The 24,008-nt window shown below is 29.0% G+C and carries 20 protein-coding genes; 3 read left to right on the forward strand and 17 right to left on the reverse strand.

Annotated elements, in window-relative coordinates; translation table 11 throughout:
• Positions 1 to 701 precede the first annotated feature (701 nt).
• Positions 702 to 1,622: an alpha/beta hydrolase gene (locus I2H23_RS09220; protein WP_195581530.1), complete on the reverse strand. Its 921-nt coding sequence runs from the start codon at positions 1,620 to 1,622 to the stop codon at positions 702 to 704.
• Positions 1,623 to 1,793: 171 nt separating this feature from the next.
• On the opposite strand from I2H23_RS09220, the gene I2H23_RS09225 reads away from it, so the two are divergent.
• Complete coding sequence (locus I2H23_RS09225; protein WP_092925553.1) at positions 1,794 to 2,348, forward strand: TetR/AcrR family transcriptional regulator C-terminal domain-containing protein; 555 nt, start codon at positions 1,794 to 1,796, stop codon at positions 2,346 to 2,348.
• Between the two features lie 245 nt (positions 2,349 to 2,593).
• Here the strand turns inward: I2H23_RS09225 and I2H23_RS09230 are convergent, their stop codons facing one another.
• On the reverse strand, positions 2,594 to 3,103 hold the full coding sequence (locus I2H23_RS09230) for a DUF2798 domain-containing protein (RefSeq protein WP_195238120.1): 510 nt from the start codon (positions 3,101 to 3,103) through the stop codon (positions 2,594 to 2,596).
• 443 nt (positions 3,104 to 3,546) lie between these two features.
• Between I2H23_RS09230 and I2H23_RS09235 the strand changes: the two genes are divergently transcribed.
• Complete coding sequence (locus I2H23_RS09235) at positions 3,547 to 4,104, forward strand: spore coat protein (protein WP_092925549.1); 558 nt, start codon at positions 3,547 to 3,549, stop codon at positions 4,102 to 4,104.
• A 58-nt stretch (positions 4,105 to 4,162) separates the two neighbouring features.
• On the opposite strand, the gene I2H23_RS09240 is transcribed toward I2H23_RS09235, so the two are convergent.
• The 5 genes from I2H23_RS09240 to I2H23_RS09260 form a co-directional block, all read right to left on the reverse strand.
• Positions 4,163 to 5,071 (reverse strand): SDR family oxidoreductase, encoded by a 909-nt coding sequence (locus I2H23_RS09240; protein ID WP_092925547.1) that lies wholly within the window; start codon positions 5,069 to 5,071, stop codon positions 4,163 to 4,165.
• Positions 5,072 to 5,261: 190 nt separating this feature from the next.
• Positions 5,262 to 7,178, reverse strand: coding sequence for an anaerobic carbon-monoxide dehydrogenase catalytic subunit (gene cooS / locus I2H23_RS09245; protein ID WP_195581531.1), 1,917 nt, complete (start codon positions 7,176 to 7,178; stop codon positions 5,262 to 5,264).
• A 259-nt stretch (positions 7,179 to 7,437) separates the two neighbouring features.
• Complete coding sequence (locus I2H23_RS09250) at positions 7,438 to 8,754, reverse strand: FAD-dependent oxidoreductase (RefSeq protein ID WP_195581532.1); 1,317 nt, start codon at positions 8,752 to 8,754, stop codon at positions 7,438 to 7,440.
• 184 nt (positions 8,755 to 8,938) lie between these two features.
• Entirely contained in the window at positions 8,939 to 12,346 is a 3,408-nt protein-coding gene (locus I2H23_RS09255; RefSeq protein WP_195581533.1) for an FtsX-like permease family protein, read from the reverse strand.
• Positions 12,347 to 12,356: 10 nt separating this feature from the next.
• Positions 12,357 to 13,058 (reverse strand): ABC transporter ATP-binding protein, encoded by a 702-nt coding sequence (locus I2H23_RS09260; protein WP_195581534.1) that lies wholly within the window; start codon positions 13,056 to 13,058, stop codon positions 12,357 to 12,359.
• A gap of 217 nt (positions 13,059 to 13,275) precedes the next feature.
• Between I2H23_RS09260 and I2H23_RS09265 the strand changes: the two genes are divergently transcribed.
• Entirely contained in the window at positions 13,276 to 13,827 is a 552-nt protein-coding gene (locus tag I2H23_RS09265; protein WP_092925537.1) for a TetR/AcrR family transcriptional regulator, read from the forward strand.
• A gap of 133 nt (positions 13,828 to 13,960) precedes the next feature.
• Here I2H23_RS09265 and I2H23_RS09270 read toward each other — a convergent pair whose 3' ends face one another.
• The 10 genes from I2H23_RS09270 to I2H23_RS09315 form a co-directional block, all read right to left on the reverse strand.
• Positions 13,961 to 14,599 carry an SGNH/GDSL hydrolase family protein gene (locus I2H23_RS09270; RefSeq protein WP_207733571.1) on the reverse strand — a complete coding sequence of 213 codons (639 nt, stop codon included), beginning with the start codon at positions 14,597 to 14,599 and terminating at the stop codon, positions 13,961 to 13,963.
• An 8-nt stretch (positions 14,600 to 14,607) separates the two neighbouring features.
• Positions 14,608 to 15,522: a dihydrodipicolinate synthase family protein gene (locus I2H23_RS09275; protein WP_195238126.1), complete on the reverse strand. Its 915-nt coding sequence runs from the start codon at positions 15,520 to 15,522 to the stop codon at positions 14,608 to 14,610.
• Positions 15,497 to 16,435, reverse strand: coding sequence for an ROK family protein (locus I2H23_RS09280; protein WP_092925533.1), 939 nt, complete (start codon positions 16,433 to 16,435; stop codon positions 15,497 to 15,499). Before I2H23_RS09280 ends, I2H23_RS09275 begins: the two co-directional genes overlap by 26 nt.
• 1 nt (position 16,436) lies before the next feature.
• Complete coding sequence (locus I2H23_RS09285; RefSeq protein WP_092925531.1) at positions 16,437 to 17,138, reverse strand: N-acetylmannosamine-6-phosphate 2-epimerase; 702 nt, start codon at positions 17,136 to 17,138, stop codon at positions 16,437 to 16,439.
• Complete coding sequence (locus tag I2H23_RS09290) at positions 17,131 to 18,153, reverse strand: ABC transporter ATP-binding protein (protein WP_092925529.1); 1,023 nt, start codon at positions 18,151 to 18,153, stop codon at positions 17,131 to 17,133. The genes I2H23_RS09285 and I2H23_RS09290 overlap by 8 nt, the downstream gene beginning before the upstream one ends.
• Positions 18,146 to 19,153 carry an ABC transporter ATP-binding protein gene (locus I2H23_RS09295; protein WP_195581535.1) on the reverse strand — a complete coding sequence of 336 codons (1,008 nt, stop codon included), beginning with the start codon at positions 19,151 to 19,153 and terminating at the stop codon, positions 18,146 to 18,148. The genes I2H23_RS09290 and I2H23_RS09295 overlap by 8 nt, the downstream gene beginning before the upstream one ends.
• Positions 19,154 to 19,164: 11 nt before the next feature.
• Positions 19,165 to 20,088: an ABC transporter permease gene (locus I2H23_RS09300; RefSeq protein ID WP_092925525.1), complete on the reverse strand. Its 924-nt coding sequence runs from the start codon at positions 20,086 to 20,088 to the stop codon at positions 19,165 to 19,167.
• 10 nt (positions 20,089 to 20,098) lie between these two features.
• Positions 20,099 to 21,061, reverse strand: a complete 963-nt coding sequence (locus I2H23_RS09305; protein WP_166505530.1) for an ABC transporter permease — start codon at positions 21,059 to 21,061, stop codon at positions 20,099 to 20,101.
• Between the two features lie 59 nt (positions 21,062 to 21,120).
• Complete coding sequence (locus I2H23_RS09310; RefSeq protein WP_092925521.1) at positions 21,121 to 22,794, reverse strand: ABC transporter substrate-binding protein; 1,674 nt, start codon at positions 22,792 to 22,794, stop codon at positions 21,121 to 21,123.
• Between the two features lie 140 nt (positions 22,795 to 22,934).
• Complete coding sequence (locus I2H23_RS09315; protein ID WP_092925519.1) at positions 22,935 to 23,759, reverse strand: MurR/RpiR family transcriptional regulator; 825 nt, start codon at positions 23,757 to 23,759, stop codon at positions 22,935 to 22,937.
• Positions 23,760 to 24,008: the final 249 nt, after the last annotated feature.

A 24,008-nucleotide genomic window follows, 5' to 3' on the forward strand; every position in this document is an offset into this window, starting at 1 on the left:
TTAGCTTCACAAGCTTCTTTTCCAAGTGCAAGTATAGCTACTTTAGCTCCACATTTAGCTAAAGCTTCAACCATAGCCCCACAAAGTATTCCTGTTCCACCTGTTACTACAGCTACTTTATTATTTAAATCAATATTAAATGGTAATTTCATTTATTGTACCTCCACCTTCCTTATATACTTGTATACTAGCATATTATTTTTCCTAATTCAATACTTTTTCCTAAATTTTTACAATAAATTACAAATGAAAAGCACCTGTAAATTACAGATGTATATTTTATATACTTTTATTTGAAAAATACCTTTAGTTTTTCATTTATTAATCATTTATTAATATAGAATGAAATTTGAGAATAGAGCTATTTTATTCTTATGCTTAACTGAATTAAAGAAGTTTTTAATTAATTGTAAACATGCCCAAATGCTTAGAGACAATAATTTTTATAATTTTATATATTAAAAATAAAACCGTATCACTTACTTGTGATACGGTTCATCTCTATTTATTCTAATTATCTAAAACAAAAAACTACTTCCAAAAATGAATAAGGTAAAGGTGTGAAAATATTAAAATTGTTATTAAATAACTCTAATGCTATATTGATTAGTATACTAAGAACTTTTCATTAATTACCTTAAGACATTTACTTAATTTCTATTTATTACTTATTTTAATAATTCTTCTTATACTATGTTCGATTAGATATTTTCTTTATAAAAAGCTTCTAATTTTTCAACAGCTTTTCTAACTGGCTCTTCTTTGTCGTATAAATCATAGTGACTTACACCTTCAATAATGAATAAGTCCTTTTTCTTTGAAGCTGCTTTATTGTAAAGTTCATGACCATCTCTATATGAGCCAAATGCTCCTTGTACATCACCAACAATTATTTGTAAAGGTTGAGTTAGTAAACTTTCTGCTAAATTAAAAGCATCAAAAGCTATCACTGATGCTACACTAGTAAAGTTTAACTTATTTGGAGAGTTAGGACTTTGACCTCTTGAAGTTGTGTAATAATCAACAGCTTCTATAATATCTATATCATTAATACCTGCTTGTTCTCTTTTCTCTTGATTTTTAGGAATCCAATTTGTAATCATTGTTTCAGTCCCACGAGCTTCAGCAGTACGTTGCTTAGAAATTGCTTCTAATGTTTTTATAGGATCACTACTTTCACGATATACACGGCCAATATTAGCACCCACTACTGTACCAACAGCTTTGATTCTTTTCTCTGTCATAGCAGCATTTACTGCATAACCGCCTCCTGCACAAACTCCTAATACACCAATACGATTTTCATCTACAAAATCAAGTGTCGTTAGATAATCTATTGCTGAGCGGATATCTTCAACTCTTGCAGCTGGTTCTTCGATATATCTAGGTTCTCCTTCACTTTCTCCTTGATATGATGCATCAAATACAATAGTTACATATCCTAGTTCAGCAAGTTTTTGGGCGTAGATACCTGCAGTTTGTTCTTTACAGCTACTTCCTGGATGAACACAAACAATTGCAGGATTTTGTTTCTTTTCTTCAGCATTTTCAGGTATATTTAAAATACCTGCTACTTGTAAACCACGTGCATTAAATTTTACATTTTTCTTATTTATTTTCATATTTATTACCACCTTTTATTAATTTATAAAATATACACTTGTGAGTTTTAATACTCTCGTGTATATTTATACTATATTATAAATAGAATCACTTCAATTACCAGATTTATATTTTTGTGTATTAATACACATTTTTTAAATTGTGTATACTAAATAAAAGGAGTCTTTTATATGAATAGTAAAATAGATAGAAGGATTATAAAATCACAAAAACTAATTCAGTCTACATTTTTAACAATGTTGATTAAAGATGGATTTGATGAAATCACGGTTAAAAAAATTACTGAACAAGCTGATATAAGTAGAAAGACATTTTATTTACATTATTTAGATAAATATGACTTACTAGATACAATCGTCAATCAGCAATTAAAGGAATTAGAAGAAATTTGTGCACAAAAAAAAGAAAAAGGATTTATAGAAGGAACGGTTATTTGGTTTAATTATTTTGAGCAAAATAAAGATTTCTTTTCGGCTTTGTTTTCGAGTAAAAGCACTGTTTCATTTAGAAAGCAGCTTCTAGATTTCATGATGAACCAACTAAGTAAAAAAATAAATAAGATAACTCATAAAAAAGATACAGAAATACTTGTAAGATTTTTAAGTATGGCTGTACTAGGAATTATAGAATCATTTATATTAGATGAATTAAATTTTAGTACAGATGAAATAGCAAAACAAGTTGGAGAATTGCTTGCTCAAAATATCTCCCTATATTCACATTAAAATACTTCATCATGTATTTTAACAATGTATAGTATAATTGTGAGTAATAACATAAAAATAAACAATATATTCTTTTATTAAATTACTATAATATATAAAACTAAATAAGTAATTTAATCTTTATTAATAAAACTAAAAAAGAGTTAGATAAAAATATGATAAATAAATATTTTAATCTAACTCTTTTGTTTTTACCAACCCCCGAATCGGATTTTTTCCCCCAATAAAATATAAATTAGTTATATTTAATAATTTTGAATTGTTTCACTTATATTATAGTTCGTTTCTTTATTTAACTGATTCTTAAAAGCACATCTAAAAATAAATCTTACAAGTGGTTGTATGAAGAATAGTTGCGCAAAGAATGCAAATGGGAAATTAATTACTATGTTTTGCATCCATTGTGTAATAAATTCTACAGTTATACCATGAAATAAAAATGCTGCTACAAATGACATCATCGGACACATTAATACTATTGTTGAACATATCATTACTGTAGTAATTATATATGGCTTTTCTTCTCTTGGATTTACAATACTAAAAGCTATTTTTTCTGAAAGTGGACCTGCTATAAGTATTTCTAATATGATTGCAAATACAAATTCAACTGGAATTATCTTAAGTGATTTTATAAATACTTGATTAGACATACCTCCTATTTCAATTGCAAGGTTGTAAAACACAAATAAAGGTACTGTTATCATTACAGTAAAAAAAGCGAAAAATATTTTTTGTAATTTTGTCGTTGGCATATAATATGCTCCTTCCTTTTAATAAAATATTTTTTAATACTTAAACAATAAAAAGACACATATAAGCATTTATATCGTAATCTAAATTACGTAGAAAGCTTCATATGTGTCAGTTATTTCAGTATTTTATTTTTTGTAATAAAAAAGACACATATGAGAATTTTGTACCGTAATCAGATTTACGTGCAATGCACTACATGTGTCGTTTCTTTTAGTTTAATATTTAATTACTTTTTTAGTTTATTATATTTTTTATAAAAAGTCAATTTAAACATTTCTATGAGTTTTATTCAAATTTTCTCAATATTTCTGATACTACTATATTCTTACTTGTACTTATTTGTAAAAAGTTTTACTTAAGAAGTATTTACCATGTGAAAATTTTATTTAATTTGGAATATTAATAATGTAGAAAATTTTATTTACTTAGGAGGAAATGTATTATGCAATTAACACCAGCAGAATTACATAATTTACACGAACTAATTTTAAGTTGTGTAAATAGTATAACAAATATGGCACTATATAAAAACCAAATTACAGATCCAGAACTAAAAGCTATGGTTGAAGCTCAATTTCCAGTTCATATACAGGATTATAACCTTAAGGTAAGATTTGTTAAAGAAGCTAGTGCACCTAATGAAAAATTAAATGTACCTCAGTTAAAAATAAACTTGCAGGACTTTACTACATCTCCTGTACAACCAATACCAGTTACACCTAGAACAGATATCCAGCAATTAAATGATAGAGAAATAGCTACAGGGTATCTTTTAACTTTAAAAAGAGCTGGTAGAGAATATGCTTGGAGTTCAATGGAAGCAACTAATCCAGTATTAAGAGAGTTCTTAAAAGATGCCTTTACAATGGCTTGTAATCATGCTTATGAAGTATCTGGGTGGTTAATTAAAAAAGGATTCTATCCTTTATGCTCTGCACCACAGACAGAAATAGATAAAGTCGGATCTCTTTATAATGAAGTACAGCAATTAAATTCATAATATATAAAAAACACTCATATTTATTAAATATGAGTGTTTTTTATATATTATTTATAAGTTAAGATCCAACTATAGCTCCACCATTAGGATGTAAAATCTGACCAGACATATAACTAGAATCATCACTAGCTAAAAATACAAAACTAGTAGCGACTTCAAATGGTTGGCCTGCTCTATTCATAGGAACTTTACTAGTATCACTGCCAAAAGTTTCTACTTGTTCAGCTGAAAAAGAAGATGGTATTAAAGGAGTCCAAATAGGTCCTGGTGCTACTCCATTTACTCTTATGCCTTTACTTATTAATGACTGAGAAAGAGATCTAGTAAATGTTAGTACTGCCCCTTTAGTTGCACTATAATCTATAAGGAGTGGCTCTCCTTTATAAGCTGTAATAGAAGTTGTATTAATTATAGATGCACCTTTTTTTAAATATGGAAGCGCAGCTTTTGTCATATAGAAAAAAGCATATACATTAGTTTTAAATGTATCATCTAGTTGTTTAGCTGTAATGTCTAGTATACTATTTTGAATAAACTGTACTCCATGATTATTGACTAATATATCAATTTTCCCAAAGCACTCTAGAGTCTTTTCAACAACAACATTAGACATTTCTTCATCTCTTAAATCCCCAGGTATTAATATACATTTTCTACCTAATCCTTCTATATAAGCTTTAGTTTCATTTGCATCCTTATGTTCACAAAGATATGAAATAGCAATATCTGCTCCTTCTTTAGCAAATGCATAAGCTACTGCTCTTCCGATTCCACTATCTCCACCAGTAATAATTGCTACTTTACCTTGTAATTTACAACTTCCTCTGTAATATGGATTATCTGATATAGGTCTTGGTTCCATAAGATATTCTAATCCAGGCTGACACTCTTGATGCTGTGGTGGAAATAATACTTTTACTTTTTCGCATTTTTCCTTTTTCCCAATACTTTTATAAACTGGATACATATAGCACCACCTCTATTTATTAATTTATAAATAAAATTTAATTCAATATAAATTATATTAATAATTATGCTTACTTATGATAAAATATCCTATAAATAAATGTACTAATTCAATAAAAATAAATAAGCTATATTTTTAACACTGTATTAAAATATAGCTTATTTATTAAAAACACCATTTTTACAAAATATTATTTAAGTCCAAGTTTTTGTCTTTTGCTTATTATATGAGCTTCTATAGCCTTTGCAGCTTCAACTGGATCATCTCCTAAAGCTACTTTACCACCTGTTAGGTTCTCAACATCTTCTGTAAGAAGTTTTACTAGATTAGGAGCACCAGTAACAAATGGAGTAGGAGATAAATGTGTATATGCTCCATATGCTACTGCAAATATACCATCTATAGTAGCCTTTTGTTCCATCCACTCTGGAGCAGTAACTGCTATTGGAAGGTCTGGAATATCAACATCAAGGTGATCTGCTAAAGCAGTAACAAGCATTGATATTCTACCTGTATCAGTGCAAGTACCAAAACTTAGTACAGGAGGTATCTTAAGCATATTACATATTTCCTTTAATCCTTCCCCTGCATATTTTTCTACAGAATCTAAATTGCATAATCCTGCTACTTCAAGAGCATGATTACCACAACCTCCAGCAACTACTAATATATCTCTTTTTATTAATTCTTTTGTTATATTAACTGTATTCCAGTCTTGAGGACCATTTCTCAATGTAGAACAGTTTGCAAGCGCAACAACACCTTTTATTTTACCTTCTGTAATTACATCAACCAATGGATCAAGTTTGTTCCCAAGGGCACCTAAAACAGCTTCTGTTGAAAATCCTGCGATAGCTTTTGTAACATGTTTAGGTACCATAGGTTCAATTTTACCATGTCTTTTCTTAAAGTTTTCTATTGCTATTTTAATTAAATTATCTGACATCTCATTAGCCTTTTCTGGATAATATGGCATTTTATGTTCTGTACCAGGCACACCTATTATTGTACTTATGCTAACTAATGCTACTTGATATTTTTCAGCATATTGATCTATAGCTGGTGGTGAACAGTTTTCGTCCATAGCAATAGCATCTACAGTACCTGTTGCAAGTAGTGGTTCTATAGCCAACCAGTTGCCCATAAGGCCAACAAATACATCGTCTACTTCATATCTTTGTAGCAACTCTTGTCCGGTTTCAATAGAGCCAACTACTCTAATACCTTTAGCACCAGCAGCTATAGCTTCATCTTTATATTCACCTTTTCTAAGTTTTTCTATTGTAAGTGCTCCTACCCAAGGTTGATGTCCATTAAATACTATATTTACATAGTCAGGATCCATTATACCTAAGTCAACATTAACTTCATGAGGCATAGGTGTTCCAAATAATATATCTTGTACCATTTCAAGTCCTATTTGTGCTGTATATATAGTAGATAATCCTAATCTAAGACCTTTTGTAGCAAGTGATACATAATCTCCATCCACATTTGTTAAACAGCTTGCAATTGAGTTTTCAACTTCATGTTGAACACCAGAAGGATAAATATGAAGTTCTTTCCATACTGGTTTTCTTTTTTGTGGAGCAAAAGCTTCTGTCATTATACTAGGTTGATCAGGACCTACTTTCATTTCTTTGTCAAGAAAATCAGCTAACTCAATAGCAAGTTTATTAATATCTTGATTAGCATCTATTCCTACTTTTTCACACATCCATTTTAACTTAGCTTCATCTTTTATTTTAAATGGAGATTTACCTTCCCCAGTAGCTCTAAGTGTTCTAAAAGCTTCAAATGCATGATGACCATATGTAGCTGCACCCATTATATTTCTCATAAGGAAGTTTCTCATAGCCATGGCATCTGCCCCGATACCACAAACGCCTTTATCAACTCCTGTTTTTTCATTAATTCTACAAGGACCATGTGTACATAATTGACAACTTAAACCTTGAAGACAAAACTTACATCTAATTTTTTCTTGCGGCTCCCATCTTGAAAACACACTTGAAAGGCCGTCAGTTTGTATTCTCTTTAACATTTCCTCAACTGAATCATGATAACTTACACGACCTTCTAATCTTTCTCTAATTGTTTCACTCATATTTTTGTATTAATCTCCTTTCTATATGTATATATTATTTAGTATTATTTACATATTATTTACATATTATTTACATACTTGTATTTTGTTATTGAATATAAACCCTACCACTTTTTTACAAATATGCATACAGTGATTATAATTGCTATGGCAAATACTTTTAAAAAGTAGGGGGTAAATGCAACTTAATGATTGTATAGGAGTAAAAAAAGAAATCACTATATTAAAACATAGTGATTTCAAGTATTTTTATAAAATATCATATTCCTTGAGGGTAATAAAATAAGTTATATGGATCATATTTTTCTTTTACAATTTTTAACCAAGGCACATTATTTCCAAAGTAACTATATAAGTAATTAGAGATATTAATGTCACAATAGTTGAGATATCCAAATCCTGCATATGGAAGTAAAGATTTTCTTAAATTGTTTACCCATCTAATTGTATCATTAGCATGCATACTATAATTAAGAGTCCACTGAGCATCAATTTGTACTAATATCTTAGCACCTCTATGAGGATATGCGCTAGGTAAATCTTTATTTTCTGCAATCTTTCCTCCCAATAGAAGAAATCCAATGTTTATAGGTGGCTGTATGGGCGGTGAATTGTCTAAATAGTTAAACATTATTTGGCAAGGTTCTTTTCCAAATGACTTATATGCTAATAATCCTGTAATTTTAAATCCTGTTGGTGTAGGCACAAAACCTGGGCGTTTCTGTACAGATTCATTAAAAGTAATATATTTTGTTGTATAATTTATTTTATTTGGAACTTTTAATAAAAGGCTTAAAGCTTTTTCCATTTCTTTTTCTGTACTTCGTACTCCTACTCCATATAGTAAAATAGTGTCTTTAGTCATAGTAACCTTAATTGTATACCTATTATCTAAATCTTCTCCTACTTTTTGAAATGCTTGAATTACTTCATATCTACTATTTTTAGGCCACATAGCATTCATTACTGTTACTTTATCATTTGGGTGTACTTTAAGGGTAAGCGACACTACCACTCCAAAATTATTGCTTCCTGCCCCCCTTAATGCAGCAAATAAATCTTTATTTTCATGTGAATTGGCAGTTATTATCCTACCAAAAGCATCTACTATTTGTGCTTCTACTAAATTATCACATGCTAGCCCATATTCTCTTTGTAAATATCCAACTCCTCCTCCTAGTGTAACTCCCGAAACACCAATAGATGAACAACTTCCTCCAACAAATGCAAATCCATATTCTTCAAGCTTAGAATAAAGTTGTTCTTGGGTGTACCCTGATCCTATTCTTATATAACCTTTATTAGTATCTATTTCAAAATCAAGTAAATTAGAAACATCTATAACAACAGCATCATCTGCCACAGAAAAAGATTCATAGTTATGACCACCACTTCTACAGCGAATATTTATACCTTTTTTTCTTGCCCAATTTACTGCATTAACTACATCTGTTATGTTATTAGGATATACAATTACCTTTGGGTAGTAGTTAAAATATAAATTTGCATTTCTACGAACAATATTATAAATTTTATCTGCTTTAGTTATAACAAGTCCTGTTAATCCTTCAATCATATTAATTCCACCTCTTTTTGACTATATATTATAAAACCAAACGTAATGTTATAATATGTTAATAACTTTAAGACTGTTATAGTATATAATTAAAGCCATAAATATAAAAATATATTATGAGTAACTTAACATATTCTTAAATATTAAAGGGAGTCGAAATTTCCGACTCCCTTTAATATAAATTTTACTCTACAGATTTTAGTGCATCAATCATATTTACATTTTTTAATTTTATATACATCATCACCATAACTAATATGGCAAAAAACATGGTAATTAAACCAGAGATTACATAACTACTAATATCTACAGTTGGTATCATCATCATATTATCCATCTCTGCTGTACTTACTAAAAATACATATAAAATTTTACCCAAAAATGAGCCTGCAAGTATTCCTAATATTGTTAGTATTATATTTTCTCTAAATATATACATTGCAACTTCATTATCATAAAAACCTAGTACCTTTATTGTAGAGATCTCTCTTATACGTTCAGATACGTTTATATTTATTAAGTTGTATAGTACAACAAATGCTAAACTTCCTGAAGCAACTATTATTACTATCATAACTAATCCTAAATCAGCAGATTCACTCAAGCTTCTTATCTTTGAAGCAAGAGTAACATTTACTACCTTGTCATTTTTCATAAGAGTAGTAGCTATTTTGCTTTCATCCTCTATATCTGAATTAAACTTTAGTAATTGTGCATTATATCTTGGTTCACTTTTAAATATCTTTTTATAATATGATGGTGATAAATATATATAATGACCAGCATAATTTTCTACTATATTATCAACCCTAACTTTATGAGTATTATTATCCGAATCAGTTACACTCATATAATCACCAACAGATACTCCTAAAAGTTTCGCCAATTTTTCATTTATAATTACTCCATCATCTGATAATTTATACTTAGCTTTACTTACTCTATCATTTAATAATATATATTTATTTAACTCATCTATATTTTGTGGTACATACATAGTAGCAGCTTGCTTACTTGTACCTGGTTTACTAAAAGTGACTGACTCTTGATAAATATTTAAACTACTTTCATATCCTTTTAAGTTATTTAAACTTTTATCATATTGTGAATCTTCTTTTTTAGTACTTTTATCCTTAAATACTACTATAGCATCATACTTTAATAATTTACCAAATTGAATGTCCATAAATGAAGAATTAGATTTTTCAAGAGATATTCCTGCAACAAGCATAGCCATACATCCTGATATACCAAGTATTGTCATTAACATTCTTTGCTTATATCTAAAAAGATTTCTAAATGTAACCTTTTGATTGAAGTTAAGTCTACTCCATAAAGGCGTAATTCTTTCTAACAATATCTTTTTACCAAGTTTAGGTGCCTTAGTTCTCATTAAATTAGAAGGATTTTCTCTTAATTCTTCTTTTAGTACAATTAATGATGCTCCTACTGTACAAAGTATTGAAGCTACTAAAGACTGAATTATATACGATGGATAATAGTTTATTTTAACCTTTGGTAAAGTAAATGTAGATGAATATGCTTCATTAATTATGTATGGAAGAATACTACTTCCAACTACTATACCAATTACACATCCAAAAGTACTAGCTAATGCTGCATAAACTACAAATTTTCTAGATATTTCTAAATCTTTATATCCTAAGGCTTTTAGTGTTCCTATTTCTACTCTGTTTTCTTCTACCATTCTCGTCATTGTAGTTAAGCATATAAGTGCTGCAACTAAGAAGAAAAATACAGGAAATACTGAAGCTATTTTATCTAAACTGTCAATTGAACCTTTGTAAGTTGAGTAACCAGGATTATCATTTCTATCAAAGAAATAATATTTACTATCATCTAAATCATTTAATTTTTCTTTTTCTTTATCTATCTCTTTTCGTCCATCTATTAGTTTTTCTCTATTTTCCTTGACTTCTTTTTCTCCATCAAAAAGTTTTCTTTCTGAATTATCAAGCTCTGTTTTAGCCTTATCAAGTTCTATCTGACCTTGTTTTTTACCTTTTACAAGATCTTCTTTCCCCTTTTTAATCTCTTCTTTTCCATTATCTAATTGCTTTTGAGCTTTTTCAAGTTGCACCTTTCCTTCATTAAATTCAATAACTTTTCCTTCATAGGCACTTACCCCTTGTTGATACTGAGTTATTCTAGCTACTAAGGTTTCTAACTTAGCTTTATTTTCACTTAAACTTTTACTAGCATTTTCTATTTCTTTTGAAATATTTAGAGCTAAAGAAATGTTTGTTGGATTTTTTTCTAAACTATTTATTAAATTGCTTAATCCATTTAATCCCAAGCTAGGGTTAGATATAATACTCTTCCAATACTGAATTTTTTCATTTGAAATTTTTTCATCTTCTTTAAGGTTATTTGATGTTTCTTTCATATCATTTGAAAGTGTATTATATGTTGTAATTAACATATTTAAACCATCTATTTGGTCTTTATACTTTATTGTACTTTGTGTAGGATCAATTCCTTGGTTTAAAAATTCTTGTTTTGCCTTATCAAGTTCAATTTTAGCTGTATTAAGCTGTTTTTCGCCCTCTAAAAACTGCTCTTTTTGCTTATCAAGTTCCCTTTGACCATTATCTAATTGTTTTTGACCTTCAATTAATTTTCTTTCACCATATTTAATTTCTTGCTGGTACTTTTTCACAAATTGTTCATATTGCTTTTTACCATCAAGAAACTTTATTTTCCCATTTTCTATTTCCCTTTGAGCATCTTCAAGCTTTCTTTCACCATCTTCTATCTCTTTATAAGCTTTATCAAATTCTTTTTGTGTCTCTAATTTTATTTCTTCAATTCTTTCTATAACTCTATTTGAGTATAAATCTTCAAGATATTTATTATTTTCTTCCATCTTTTCTTTGTACTCATCACTATATGCACCAAGTTTTTCTACATTTTTAAATCGTACATATATTTCAGTATACATATCCATTGATATATCAGAGCTATTTAATATTGCAAAGTAATCTACACTTCCTTTTCCAACATTAGTTGTTCCTCTAGACATGTTATCTATATACATAGGACTTTGTACAAATCCAACAATCTTAAAAGTTTTCTTATTAAAATAATTATTTGAGTCTTCATCCGATTCTATTGTATACTTATCACCAATTTTTAGATTTTTATTTTCCTTTAAAGCATTTTCATCTAAAGATATCTCACCACTATTTTTAGGTAATCTACCTTCTGTAACAATAAGTTTATTTATGTTGTTAGCATCATTTGGATTATACTCCATAAACTTAACAACATTATTTGTATTAGTTAAGTTTACATCTATACTATGTGTTGCATAGTAATCTAGAATTTTATCATTATTTTCAAGTAACTTTAAATCATTTTCATTAAGACCTATACTAGATACTATCTTGCTATCCATTAAGTTTTGTTGGCTAAAAAATTCATTTATGGATTCTTTTAAGTCTGGTCCACTTGATTTAATTCCAGAGTAAAAGGCAACTCCTAAAAAGATTATGGCTAATATAGAAATAAATCTTGCTTTTGAAGATAATATTTCTCTTGTTATTGATTTTTTATATGCTCTATTTTTCATTTTCTATCCTCTACCACTCTATATTTTCAACTGAAACAGGATTTTCATTTACTTTAACACTTCTAACCTTTGCATCTTTAATACTTATAACTCTATCTGCAATTGGTGAAAGAGCTGAATTATGAGTTATAACAATTACTGTTGTTCCTGTATTTTTGCATGTATCTTGTAATATTTTTAAAATCTGTTTTCCTGTTTTATAGTCAAGAGCACCAGTTGGCTCATCACATAGAAGTAACTTAGGATTTTTAGCTATAGCTCTTGCTATAGATACTCTTTGCTGTTCTCCCCCTGATAATTGAGATGGAAAATTATCTTTTCTGTGACCAAGCCCAACTAACTCAAGAGTTTTATCAACATCTAAAGCATTCTTTGAAATTTGTGTAGCAAGTTCCACATTTTCTTTTGCAGTTAAATTTTGAACTAAATTATAAAACTGGAATACAAATCCTACATCATATCTTCTATAATTTGTAAGCTGTTTTTTATTAAACTTGGATATATCAACGTTATCAATAATTATCTTACCTTCATCACAAGTATCCATTCCCCCAAGTATATTTAGTACAGTTGTTTTACCAGCACCACTAGGACCTAGAATAATAACAAATTCTCCTTTTTCTATAGAAAAGTTAATACCATTATTTGCTACAACAGTATTTTCCCCAACCTTATATATTTTGTATTCATCTATTATTTTTATATATGACATCTATACCTCCCCTATCTATATGGACTATTAAATACTAAATGTTATTAAATAGACACCTTGTTTGCTTAATGCTATAATACTAAGTATAAATAATATATAAACTAGTTACAATAATCATATATTTTCATATTGTTATTAAATAGACATTTTAGTTATTTTTGTTCATTTAATAACATATAATTTAAAATTGTTTTAATAAATAAAAAGGATGGATTACATGGCAGGAGTTAAAGGAAATAGAAGAATTTTATATACAAAAAAAGTAATTAAGGAAAGTTTACTTGATCTACTTCAAGATAAAAAAATTCATCAAGTTACTGTTACTGATATATGTAAAACTGCAAATATTAATAGAGGAACTTTTTATACTCATTATAAAGATGCTTATGACCTACTTAAATCAATGGAAGATGAATTATTTAATCAAATACTAGAATATATTGAAGAGACTCCAGTTGAAGATTATAAAGATATTTTATTACTTAAAGCTCTTGAATTGATTAAGGAAAATAAAAAGTTGTGCAAAATATTATTCTGTAAACATATAGAAACTAATATTATGGATCGTATTATTTATATAGCAAATAAGGCTGAAATAGATAAGCTCATTAGTAGTTCAAAAGTTGATGATGTATTTTTAGATTACTTTATAAAATACAATGTAGGAGGAGTTTTTGCAGTTGTTCAATCATGGATAGAAAATGATTTAAATGAATCTCCTCAAGAAATAGTTAATCTTATAAATAATATTAGTGCTTTTCAGCCTTAATATTTTAGTATGAATTATTATATTGTTTTTATATAAATTTTTAAAAATATAAAAAATACTCATATCCTTTTAATATGAGTATTTTTAAATTTCAATAGTTAAGATGAAAGACACCTCAGTTACTTCTTACAATCTATTTATTTTTTATCTCACTAATAATTTCATAAAGCTTCTTACCTAATATTTCATGAGCTTTATTTGAAAGATGCATATAATCATAATCACTACAAATTGCAAAAGGTGATGGATCAAAGAAATGACATCCATTTTCCTTAGCCACCTTCTCATAAAGAGGAATTATTTTATAAGACTTTTCAGAACAGCTTTTTCCCATAGTATAATAGCACTCAGCATTTTTTATCTCTTCTCTAATTGGAAGAGGAGCTACTACTAATATATTAGGCTTACTATTTCTAAAAGCTACCTCGCAAAACTTAGCCTTTTTTATAAGTCTATCAAGCCCTAATGATATAACTTCAGCACTTGCTCCAAATCTATCCTTAGTATCATTAGTACCAAGCATAATAATAAGTAAATCAATAGGCTCATGAGTCATAAGGGTAGGAATTATAAAGTCAAGTCCACTTAATCCTTCATATAATGGGTCGTCAAATACAGTAGTTCTTCCACTTAACCCTTCTTCTATAACATAATCACTATCTCCAAGAAGGTTTTGTAAAATTCCTGTCCAACGTTCATTTCTTTCATATCTTTTCCCATTTTCAGGATTATATCCATGTGTATTAGAGTCACCGAAGCATAAAATATTCAAAATATCACCTACCAATTTTTAGTTTCTTCTATAGTTCCTTTAATATCATTGTATAAGTTTACTAACTTTTCATCTTCACAGCTTACAGGTAAAAATGGAAGTCTAGGTACTCCGATATCCAGTCCATCTAGCTTAATTAGGGCTTTTACACAACCATATAATGAACCAAAACTACACATTCTATACACATATTGAACCATTGTTGCTTGAAGTTTTTTAGCTTTTTCAAATTCATTTTTTCTTATTAAATCTTCAAGCTTTAAATATAATTCTGGCATACCTGCATAAGTACCACCAATTCCAGCATCTGCACCCATCATTCTTCCTGCTAGATATTGTTCATCAGGACCATTAAATACTAAGAAATCTTCTCCTCCAATAGCTTTGAATCTTGCTATATCATGAGCTGGCTCTGAAGAACATTTAACACCCATTACTCTTTCATTTTCACACATTTTTTTAAGTAATCCATCTGATAAGTTAAATCCTGTTAGTTGTGGTATGTTGTATATAAAAAATGGTAAGTTGCTTGCTTTAGTTATCTCATTCCAATGGGTATATACACTTTCCTCACCTAATCTATAATATACACATGGAACTGCTGATGTTGCATGAGCTCCACATTTTTCAGCATGAGCTGCAAGTTCACATGAATGTTTTGTACTAGCACACCCTACATGAACAATTATAGTCATTTTATCTTTTACTTCTTCACAAACTGCTTCAACTACTGCCTTTCTTTCTTCATTGTCAAGTAAGAAACCTTCTCCAGTACTTCCACATACATATAGATTTTTTATTCCTTTGTTATATAAATAATTAACTAATTCTCTAGTTTTTTCTAAATCAACATCTCCATTTTCTTTAAATGGTGTATTAAGTGCTACTGTAATATTTTTAAATCTCTCCATATTGTAATTCATCTTTATTCTCCCCTTTTAATAAGTAGTAAAGTGCACCAATTATACCTGCATCATTTTTTAATTTAGCAGGTTCTACTTTTAAATCTTTTGCAAAATTTTTCATAGCTCTTTCTTTAACTAATTTTCTTAGCTTATCTATAAATAGTTCTTTTTGCTCACTTACTGCCCCGCCAATTAAAACTATATCAGGATTAAAAATATGCACCAAAGATACAACTCCACAAGCTACATCTTCTATCCATCTATCTACTATTTCTTTCATTTTTTCATTATGATTTATTTGTTCAAATATTTCTTTTCCATTTATATCATTAATATCTAATTCTTCTTTTACTCTCTTTATTAAAGCACTCATAGATGCATACTGTTCATAGCAACCAGTGTTTCCACAAGTGCATTTTTTTCCTTTATTATTTATAGAGAAGTGACCTAGTTCTCCACCTATTCCTAACCTTCCATTTAAAATTTCACCATTTACTACTATTCCACCTCCAACACCAGTTCCAATAGTAATCATAACTATATTTTTAGAATTTTTACCATTTCCTAAGAATAATTCTCCTAGTGCTGCTGCATTTGCATCATTTATTACAGTGGCTTTTACTTTATACTTTTCTTCTATTTTTTCTTTAAATTTTGAACCTTCGTAGTTTTTTATATTTCCACCTGTTCCTATTACTTCACCTTTATTTACATCTATTTGACCTGTAGCAGATACTGCTACTCCTTTAAAGCTTTCTATCTTATTATCAGCTAAAAATTTATCAGTTTCTTTTAAAACTGTATCTATTATTGGTGTTTTATAATTATCAAAATTAACTGGATACTTATCACTAATTAAGATTTTCCCATTTTCATTTACAATTGCTATTTTTAAAGCTGTTCCTCCTATATCAAGTGCTAAATAGTTCATTTTAAATTTCTCCTTTAGCTGCATTTATAAATCTTTGTGCAATTTCTAAAGGTCTAGTTATAGCCCCACCTACGACAACAGCATAAGCACCAGCGTCTAACATTTCTTTTGCTTGATATGGATAGTGTATCTTTCCTTCTGCTATTACTGGTATGTCTATTTCTTTAGTTAATTTTTTTACTAATTCTAAGTTGTTTATATTTTCTTTTATACTTTGAGGAGTATATCCATTCATAGTAGTTCCAACCATATCTACTCCACATTTATATGCATTAATTCCTTCTTCATATGTTGATATATCAGCCATTAGTATTACATCAGGATACTTTTCTTTTATACTTTTTATAAAATCATTTATAGATTCATCATTTAATCTCTTACTAAATGTACAATCTAATGCAATTACATCACTTTTAGCATCTACTAATTCATCTACTTCTTTCATAGTAGGTGTTATGTATACTTCACTACCTTCATATTCTATTTTTATAAGCCCTATTACAGGAAGTCCTGTTTCTTTTTTTATTGCTATGACATCTCTTACACTATTTGTTCTTATAGCTGGACTTCCAGCCATTTTTGCTGCTCTTGCCATTAAATACATTATAGATTTTTCTTCTACATATAGTGGTTCATTAGGAAGTGCTTGGCAAGATATAACTACACTTCCTTTTATACTTTTAAATATTTCTTCTTTATTCATTTAGCACACCTTCTTCCATTTCCATTGATGCTACATGACAAGCTACAAAATGTTCTTTTCCATCAATAATATAAGATTTCATTTCTGGCTCTTCTAATTTACAAACATCCATACAATGTTTACATCTTGGATGGAAGAAACATCCGCTTGGTGGATTCATAGGACTTGGAACATCCCCTTCAAGGACTATCCTATCTTTTTTATGATTGATATCTGCTACTGGTATTGCTGACAATAATGCCTTTGTGTATGGATGTAGTGTATTTTTATATAAAGATTTTGCATCTGCAAGTTCTACTATTTTTCCTAAATACATTACTGCTATTCTATCACTTATGTATTCTACAACACTTAAGTCATGTGTTATAAATATGTATGTTAAATTGTGTTTTTCTTTAAGGTCTTTAAGTAAATTTAATACTTGTGCTTGAATTGATACATCTAGTGCTGATACAGCTTCATCACATATTACTAATTCAGGATTTATTGATAAAGCTCTTGCTATACCTATTCTTTGACGTTGCCCCCCAGAGAATTCATGTGGATATCTATCCATATATTCTCTTCTCATATTTACGGCTTCAAGTAAATCACCTATTATTTTTCTTCTTTCTTCTTTTGATTTAATCCCAAACTTTTTAAGTGGGTCTGATAAAGATTGATATATTGTAAATGAAGGATTTAATGAAGAATGTGGATCTTGAAATACTATTTGTATTTTCTTACGAGCTAAATCCATTTCATTTTTATTAAGCTTAATTAAATCTCTTGGTCCATCTTCAAAATTATATATTATTTCTCCATCTGTGGCTTTGTATAACTGAAGAATTGTTTTTCCTAGGGTAGTTTTCCCACATCCAGATTCTCCAACTAAGCCTAATGTTTCTCCTTTATATATTTCTAAATTTATATCATTTACTGCTTTTACATAAGTTTTTGCTTTAGAAAATGTTCCATTCTTTACAGGGAAATAATTTTTAACACCTTTTAATGTAAGTAATACTTCTTTAGACATTTAAAGCCACCTCCTTGCATTTTATACATCTAACCATATGAGTACTTCCATTTACAAATTCCTCTTCTGGCATTTTTTCATCACATTCTTTAGAATAATAATCACATCTAGGAGCAAACTGACATCCTGGTGGTCTGTCAAATGGATCTGGTGTAGCTCCCTTTATAGGATTAATATCTTGGTCAGCACCTTTTCCTAGTACTGGAATAGATTTAAGTAATGCTTTAGTGTATGGATGACTTGGATTTTCTAAAACTTCCTTTGCGCTACCACTTTCAATTATATTTCCCATATACATAACAGCCACATCATCTGCTAATTCACATACAACTCCCATATCATGGGTAATTAGCATTATAGCTGTATTATATTCTCTTTTTAATTTCTCCATTAATTCAAATATTTGTGCTTGTATTGTAACATCAAGAGCTGTTGTTGGTTCATCTGCTATTAGTACTTTTGGATTACAACTCATAGCCATAGCTATCATTGCCCTTTGTCTCATACCACCTGAAAATTCATGTGGATATTGGTCTATTCTTTTTTCTGCAAGAGGTATTCCCATATCTTTAAGTAGCTTTAAAGCTCTTTCTTTTGCCTCTTTTTTAGATATATTTTCATGACTTCTAATCATCTCAACTATTTGCCACCCAATTGTATAAACAGGATTTAGTGCTGTCATTGGATCCTGAAAAATCATTGCTATATCTTTTCCTCTAAGTCTTCTCATTTCTTTTGAATTTTTTTCTAACTTATGTATTTCAACGTCTTTTCCATCTTCATTATGATAAATTATTTCTCCCTCTTCTATTCTTGAAAACTTAGGAAGAAGTTGCATTATTGATGATGCTGTAACACTTTTACCACATCCACTTTCTCCAACTATACAAAGTGTTTTACCTCTTTTTATTTCCATTGATACACCATTTAAGGCTTTATTACATCTATTATTTGCATAAAAATATGTTTTAAGATTTTTGACTGTGATAATATTTTCCATGATTTTTCCCCCTATTCAACACTTGTTGGATCTGTAGAATCTCTTAAACCATCTCCTACAAAGTTTATACTCATAACAAATAGTGATATAACTATCCCAACAGGTAACCACATCCACCAATTATTTTGAAGTGTAAATAAATCTTGTGATGCATTTAATATATTACCCCATGTTGGTATTTCAAGAGGTACACCAAGTCCTAAGAAACTAAGCGCTGCTTCTTCTAGTATAAACATTGCAGTACTTAAAGTTATATTTACTGATATTGGTCCTATGATATTTGGTAGCATATGCTTATAGCATATAACAAAATCATTAAGTCCAAATACTTTTAATGACTGTACATACTCTTCTTCCCTGATAGATAATATTTGTGATCTTGCCATTCTAAATACGCTTCCCCAACCACAAATAATAAATATTATTATTATATTAAAAGCACTTTGGCCTATTATTGAAACTAACATTAACACTAATATTAATTGTGGGAATGACATAAATATTTCAGATATTCTAACTAATATTTTGTCTATTAGTCCACCCTTATATCCACTATAGCATCCTAGCAATACTCCTATTACTGCACAACCTAATGCACTACCAAATCCTATTAATATAGATAATCTTCCACCATATAATATTCTTGAAAATATATCTCTACCTATTTTATCTGTTCCTAGTATATGTTCACTAGATGGTGGCTTAAGTATATTTGACATATCAACAGCTAACGGGTCATGCGGTGTTAATAATGGTGCAAATATACAAGCAAGTAATATAAGTAAAAATACTGCAATCCCTATCGTCGTAAGTTTATTTGAAATTAACTTACTTACTACTCTACTTTTTTGTTTTTTAAAAGTTTTATTCTCTTCTCTTTCTTTAATTTTATCAAATTTATTATTTAATCTTTTTTTAGGTGATAAAGTAATCATAATATCCTCCCTATTTCTCAAGTTTTACTCTAGGGTCTAAAACAGCAGTAAGTATATCAACTAATGTACTTGCTATTAAAACCATAGTTACAAACATAAGTGCTACAACCATGACTAAGTTATAATTTGCTGATCTTATTGCAGTGTTAAATACATTTCCAACTCCTGGCCACTGAAATATTGACTCTATAACTACAGAACCTGCTATTAGTGTAGGCAATCTAAAACCTATTAAAACTATAACCGGTGTTAGTGAAACCCTAAATCCATGAACTAAGTTAACTCTCCATTCTGGAATTCCTTTACTTCTAGCTGTTTTTATATATTCTTTATTCATAGTATTTAACATACTAGTTCTTGCATAACGCATAACTCCTGCTGTAAGCGATAACCCTAGTACTGTAGCAGGTAATATTAAATACTCTATTCTATCAATAAAACTTTCAAGACCTGGTGCTGTTCTACCTCCTACTGGAAGCCATTCTAAATTTAATGCAAATATTAATATAGTTACCATACCAAAGAAAAATTGTGGTATAGATACTCCTATCATACCTGCAACTGTCATAACATTATCTCCTATAGAACCACGTTTTATAGCGCCTATTACTCCTAAGATACTACCTAAAACTGTAGAAATTAAAAGTGCTGCAACTGATAATTCTAAAGTTGCTGGTAGTGTATCTTTTATAATATCTATAACTGCTACACCACTACTTGAGCTATATCCAAAATTGCCTTGTAGTAATTGTATTAACCATTTAAAATATCTAATTACAAAACCATCATTTAAACCATAAGCTTCTCTAAGTGCATTTAATTGTTCTGGTGATAATCTTGCTAAAGATTCTGGATCCATTAAATGAGATACTGGGTCTCCTGGAGTTAAATCTAGTAAAAAATAAATAATAAATGTTATTATTAATAACATTGGAATCATTCCAAGCACTTTTTTTAATATGTATTTTAGCATTTACTACCTCCTTATAATAAAAGGGATGTATAATTAAAATTATACACCCCCTCTGTTTATTACTCAGCTAATGTCCATTTGTGAATATCCCACTTATAATTAAATTGTGGGTTACCAAATGTTTCAGGCATACCTTTTATCTTATCGCTTGTCATAACAAATATTGGTTGGTAATATAAAGGCATTACGAATAATTCTTCATTTTCATATTTTTGTAATTCAAAGAATGCTTTTCTCTTTTCTTCTGGATCTATTGTTTTTGTATTTTCTATTAATTTATCTAATTCAGGTGTTCCTGGTGTATGTGAGTTTAGTTCAGCACCTGTTTGATATCTATCATAGTACTCATGCATTGAAAGTGCAGCAGTTGCAGCATAACATAAATCAAAATCAACTGCTGAAGGTCCATTTACAGGATCTTCTGGTAATGCCCATAATAATGAAGCTAAATCACCTTCAACTAATCTAAATTCCATTTTTATTCCAACTTGAGATAAGTAGTTTTGTATTATTGCCATTAAATCAACTGTTTGTTGATCTGTATAATAATAAACTACATCTAAAACTGTGTTTGGATCCCAGTTAGCTTCTTTTAATAATTCTTTAGCTTTTTCTGGATTATACTCATAATTATTTAATCCATCAACTTTATCAGGTCCATTTGGAGTTAAACTATTTGCAGGTAGTGCTGCACCCTCAAATATACCATCAAGTATTTTATCCATATCTAAAGCATACATTATAGCTTGACGAACTCTCTTATCTGCTAATGGTGCAGCTGATCCATCTTTTTTCTTAAACTTATTTGCAAAGAATAATCTTGTATATCTAACATCTACAGTATCCATATTGATACCTTTAGTACCTTCAAGTGCTTTAACATCTGCTATATTTTTAGTGTATGAGTAGTCAAGAAGTCCAGCTTTAGCATTTGTTACTAAGTTTGGATCACTGTCTCCAGGACTTGGATTTAAGTGCATATTAAATGCTGGTTTACCATCCCAATACTTATCAAATCCAGCTAAGGTTGTGTAATTACCCATTTTTACTTCATCTACTTTAAATGGCCCAGAACCTATTGGATTTCTAAAGAATTCTGATTGTTGAAACTTAACAGGATCAACATTTTCAAGATGCTTTTTAGGAAGTGGTGCAAATTGTGTAAATGTAAGTAGAGCATCTGGTGCTAGCTTTTCAAATTTTATTTCTATATTATTTCCATCTATTACAATACCAGATATTTCATCTGCCTTTCCATCTATGTAATCAGTTGCTCCTTCTATAGATTTAAAAGTATTTCCAAATACATTGTTTAAAACTGTCGTCTTTAAACTGTATTCTATACTCCATTTTATATCTTCTGCTGTTATAGGCTCTCCATCATGCCAGAATATATTATCTCTTAATACAAACTTAAGGTTTTTTCCATCTTCTGACATTTCATAAGATTTAGCTAATTGACCTTCCCCTGGTATTGGGTCTAATTTTTCATCTGCAAATATTAACCTATCATATAAAACTTTGTTGTAAACGAAAGTACCTGGATTTAACCACGGCGCTTCGAAAAATTCTTCAGGTCCTCCATTTGCATAAAGAGTGTTTGCTGCTGCTTCTTGCTTTGTTGAATTTTCCCCCTGTGATTTTTCTTCTTTTCCGCCTGTACTAGCACATCCAACTAGGTTTAGCGTTAGCATTGAAGTTACAAGCAAGCTTAATAGCTTTTTTTTCTTCATAATATCATCCCCTCTTTTTTAATTATAAGAAAATATAAATTTTCTATCTTATGAATAACTTAAAATGTTTCGCTTAGATTCATCTAAATTAAAGCGAATTTTTTATTTTATCAAGGTATTTTCTACCTAGTAAAACCAAATTAGATTAAAATATTTTCTTCATCATACTTAAATAATGCATTTAAAGTATTTACCTTTTTTTGATAATAACTCTCTATTTTTATAAAATAGGTATATAGTATATCTATCATTACTAAAATAGGAAATTGAGGTGATATGCAATCTCCAGCTTCTAGTGCATTTATAGTTGGAATTAATATAACTTCATCGCAAAAACTCGATAAATGGAAAGAATTATTTGAAGTGATCATAATAATTTTAGCTCCATTAGCCTTTGCTATCCCTATTCCTTGAAGAATTTCTTTTGTTGTACCACTTAACGATATAGCTATAATAACGCTTTCCTCATTAGCAAGTGAAGATAACATTTTTATTCTATGTGAATCATATACAGCTTCAATATTTAACCCTAACCTCATAAACCTTAGATGAACTTCTTCAGCTGCAATCCCAGAACTTCCCATTCCGAAAACGCAAACCCTCTTAGATGTTGTTAATAGGTGAGCAACTTCTTTCATTTGATTTTGATTTATCATCATATGACAACTATCTAATAAATCTTGATATGTATTAATAACTAAATTAGAAATTTCTTCTCTATTGTATTTACTAATATTTTTCTCATATTCAAATATGAATTCTCTAAAACCTTTATATCCACATTTTTTCGCAAACCTAGATAAAGAAGCTTCTGACACAAATAGCTTTTCTGATACTGCTTTAGATGAAAGCTTTTGTATTTCTCTATTATTTATAAAAAAATTGGCTATAGTTCTTTCTACATTAGTAAATTTATCATATCTTGACTTTAGATTTTTCAAAACAGTATTATCAGAATATTCCATACCATCCGTCTCCTTTTCATTAGGTAGTCAAGCTATTAAATTCTTAAATCATTTTATTTATTTAATTCTATACTATAAGTGTATATAGATATTAATTCAATCGCAACATTTTTGAAAGATTTTGAAAGAAATTTTAAATATTTTTCAGATTTTCTATAAAATAAAGATTTATTAGATGTACTTTTTCTAAATTTTAGAAATTACTTTCATTTACTTGGCATGTCCATAGGGATTTTTATATTATTTAGT

The sequence above is a fragment of the Romboutsia sp. BSD2780061687b_171204_C1 genome (assembly GCF_015560225.1).
Lineage (GTDB): Bacteria > Bacillota > Clostridia > Peptostreptococcales > Peptostreptococcaceae > Romboutsia_C > Romboutsia_C hominis.

Bases quoted from the DNA above. Each gene is read 5' to 3' on its own strand.
- I2H23_RS09220 (WP_195581530.1), bottom strand. From the start codon at position 1,622: ATGAAAATAAATAAGAAAAATGTAAAATTTAATGCACGTGGTTTACAA.
- I2H23_RS09225 (WP_092925553.1), top strand. From the start codon at position 1,794: ATGAATAGTAAAATAGATAGAAGGATTATAAAATCACAAAAACTAATT.
- I2H23_RS09230 (WP_195238120.1), bottom strand. From the start codon at position 3,103: ATGCCAACGACAAAATTACAAAAAATATTTTTCGCTTTTTTTACTGTA.
- I2H23_RS09235 (WP_092925549.1), top strand. From the start codon at position 3,547: ATGCAATTAACACCAGCAGAATTACATAATTTACACGAACTAATTTTA.
- I2H23_RS09240 (WP_092925547.1), bottom strand. From the start codon at position 5,071: ATGTATCCAGTTTATAAAAGTATTGGGAAAAAGGAAAAATGCGAAAAA.
- cooS (WP_195581531.1), bottom strand. From the start codon at position 7,178: ATGAGTGAAACAATTAGAGAAAGATTAGAAGGTCGTGTAAGTTATCAT.
- I2H23_RS09250 (WP_195581532.1), bottom strand. From the start codon at position 8,754: ATGATTGAAGGATTAACAGGACTTGTTATAACTAAAGCAGATAAAATT.
- I2H23_RS09255 (WP_195581533.1), bottom strand. From the start codon at position 12,346: ATGAAAAATAGAGCATATAAAAAATCAATAACAAGAGAAATATTATCT.
- I2H23_RS09260 (WP_195581534.1), bottom strand. From the start codon at position 13,058: ATGTCATATATAAAAATAATAGATGAATACAAAATATATAAGGTTGGG.
- I2H23_RS09265 (WP_092925537.1), top strand. From the start codon at position 13,276: ATGGCAGGAGTTAAAGGAAATAGAAGAATTTTATATACAAAAAAAGTA.
- I2H23_RS09275 (WP_195238126.1), bottom strand. From the start codon at position 15,522: ATGAATTACAATATGGAGAGATTTAAAAATATTACAGTAGCACTTAAT.
- I2H23_RS09280 (WP_092925533.1), bottom strand. From the start codon at position 16,435: ATGAACTATTTAGCACTTGATATAGGAGGAACAGCTTTAAAAATAGCA.
- I2H23_RS09285 (WP_092925531.1), bottom strand. From the start codon at position 17,138: ATGAATAAAGAAGAAATATTTAAAAGTATAAAAGGAAGTGTAGTTATA.
- I2H23_RS09290 (WP_092925529.1), bottom strand. From the start codon at position 18,153: ATGTCTAAAGAAGTATTACTTACATTAAAAGGTGTTAAAAATTATTTC.
- I2H23_RS09295 (WP_195581535.1), bottom strand. From the start codon at position 19,153: ATGGAAAATATTATCACAGTCAAAAATCTTAAAACATATTTTTATGCA.
- I2H23_RS09300 (WP_092925525.1), bottom strand. From the start codon at position 20,088: ATGATTACTTTATCACCTAAAAAAAGATTAAATAATAAATTTGATAAA.
- I2H23_RS09305 (WP_166505530.1), bottom strand. From the start codon at position 21,061: ATGCTAAAATACATATTAAAAAAAGTGCTTGGAATGATTCCAATGTTA.
- I2H23_RS09310 (WP_092925521.1), bottom strand. From the start codon at position 22,794: ATGAAGAAAAAAAAGCTATTAAGCTTGCTTGTAACTTCAATGCTAACG.
- I2H23_RS09315 (WP_092925519.1), bottom strand. From the start codon at position 23,759: ATGGAATATTCTGATAATACTGTTTTGAAAAATCTAAAGTCAAGATAT.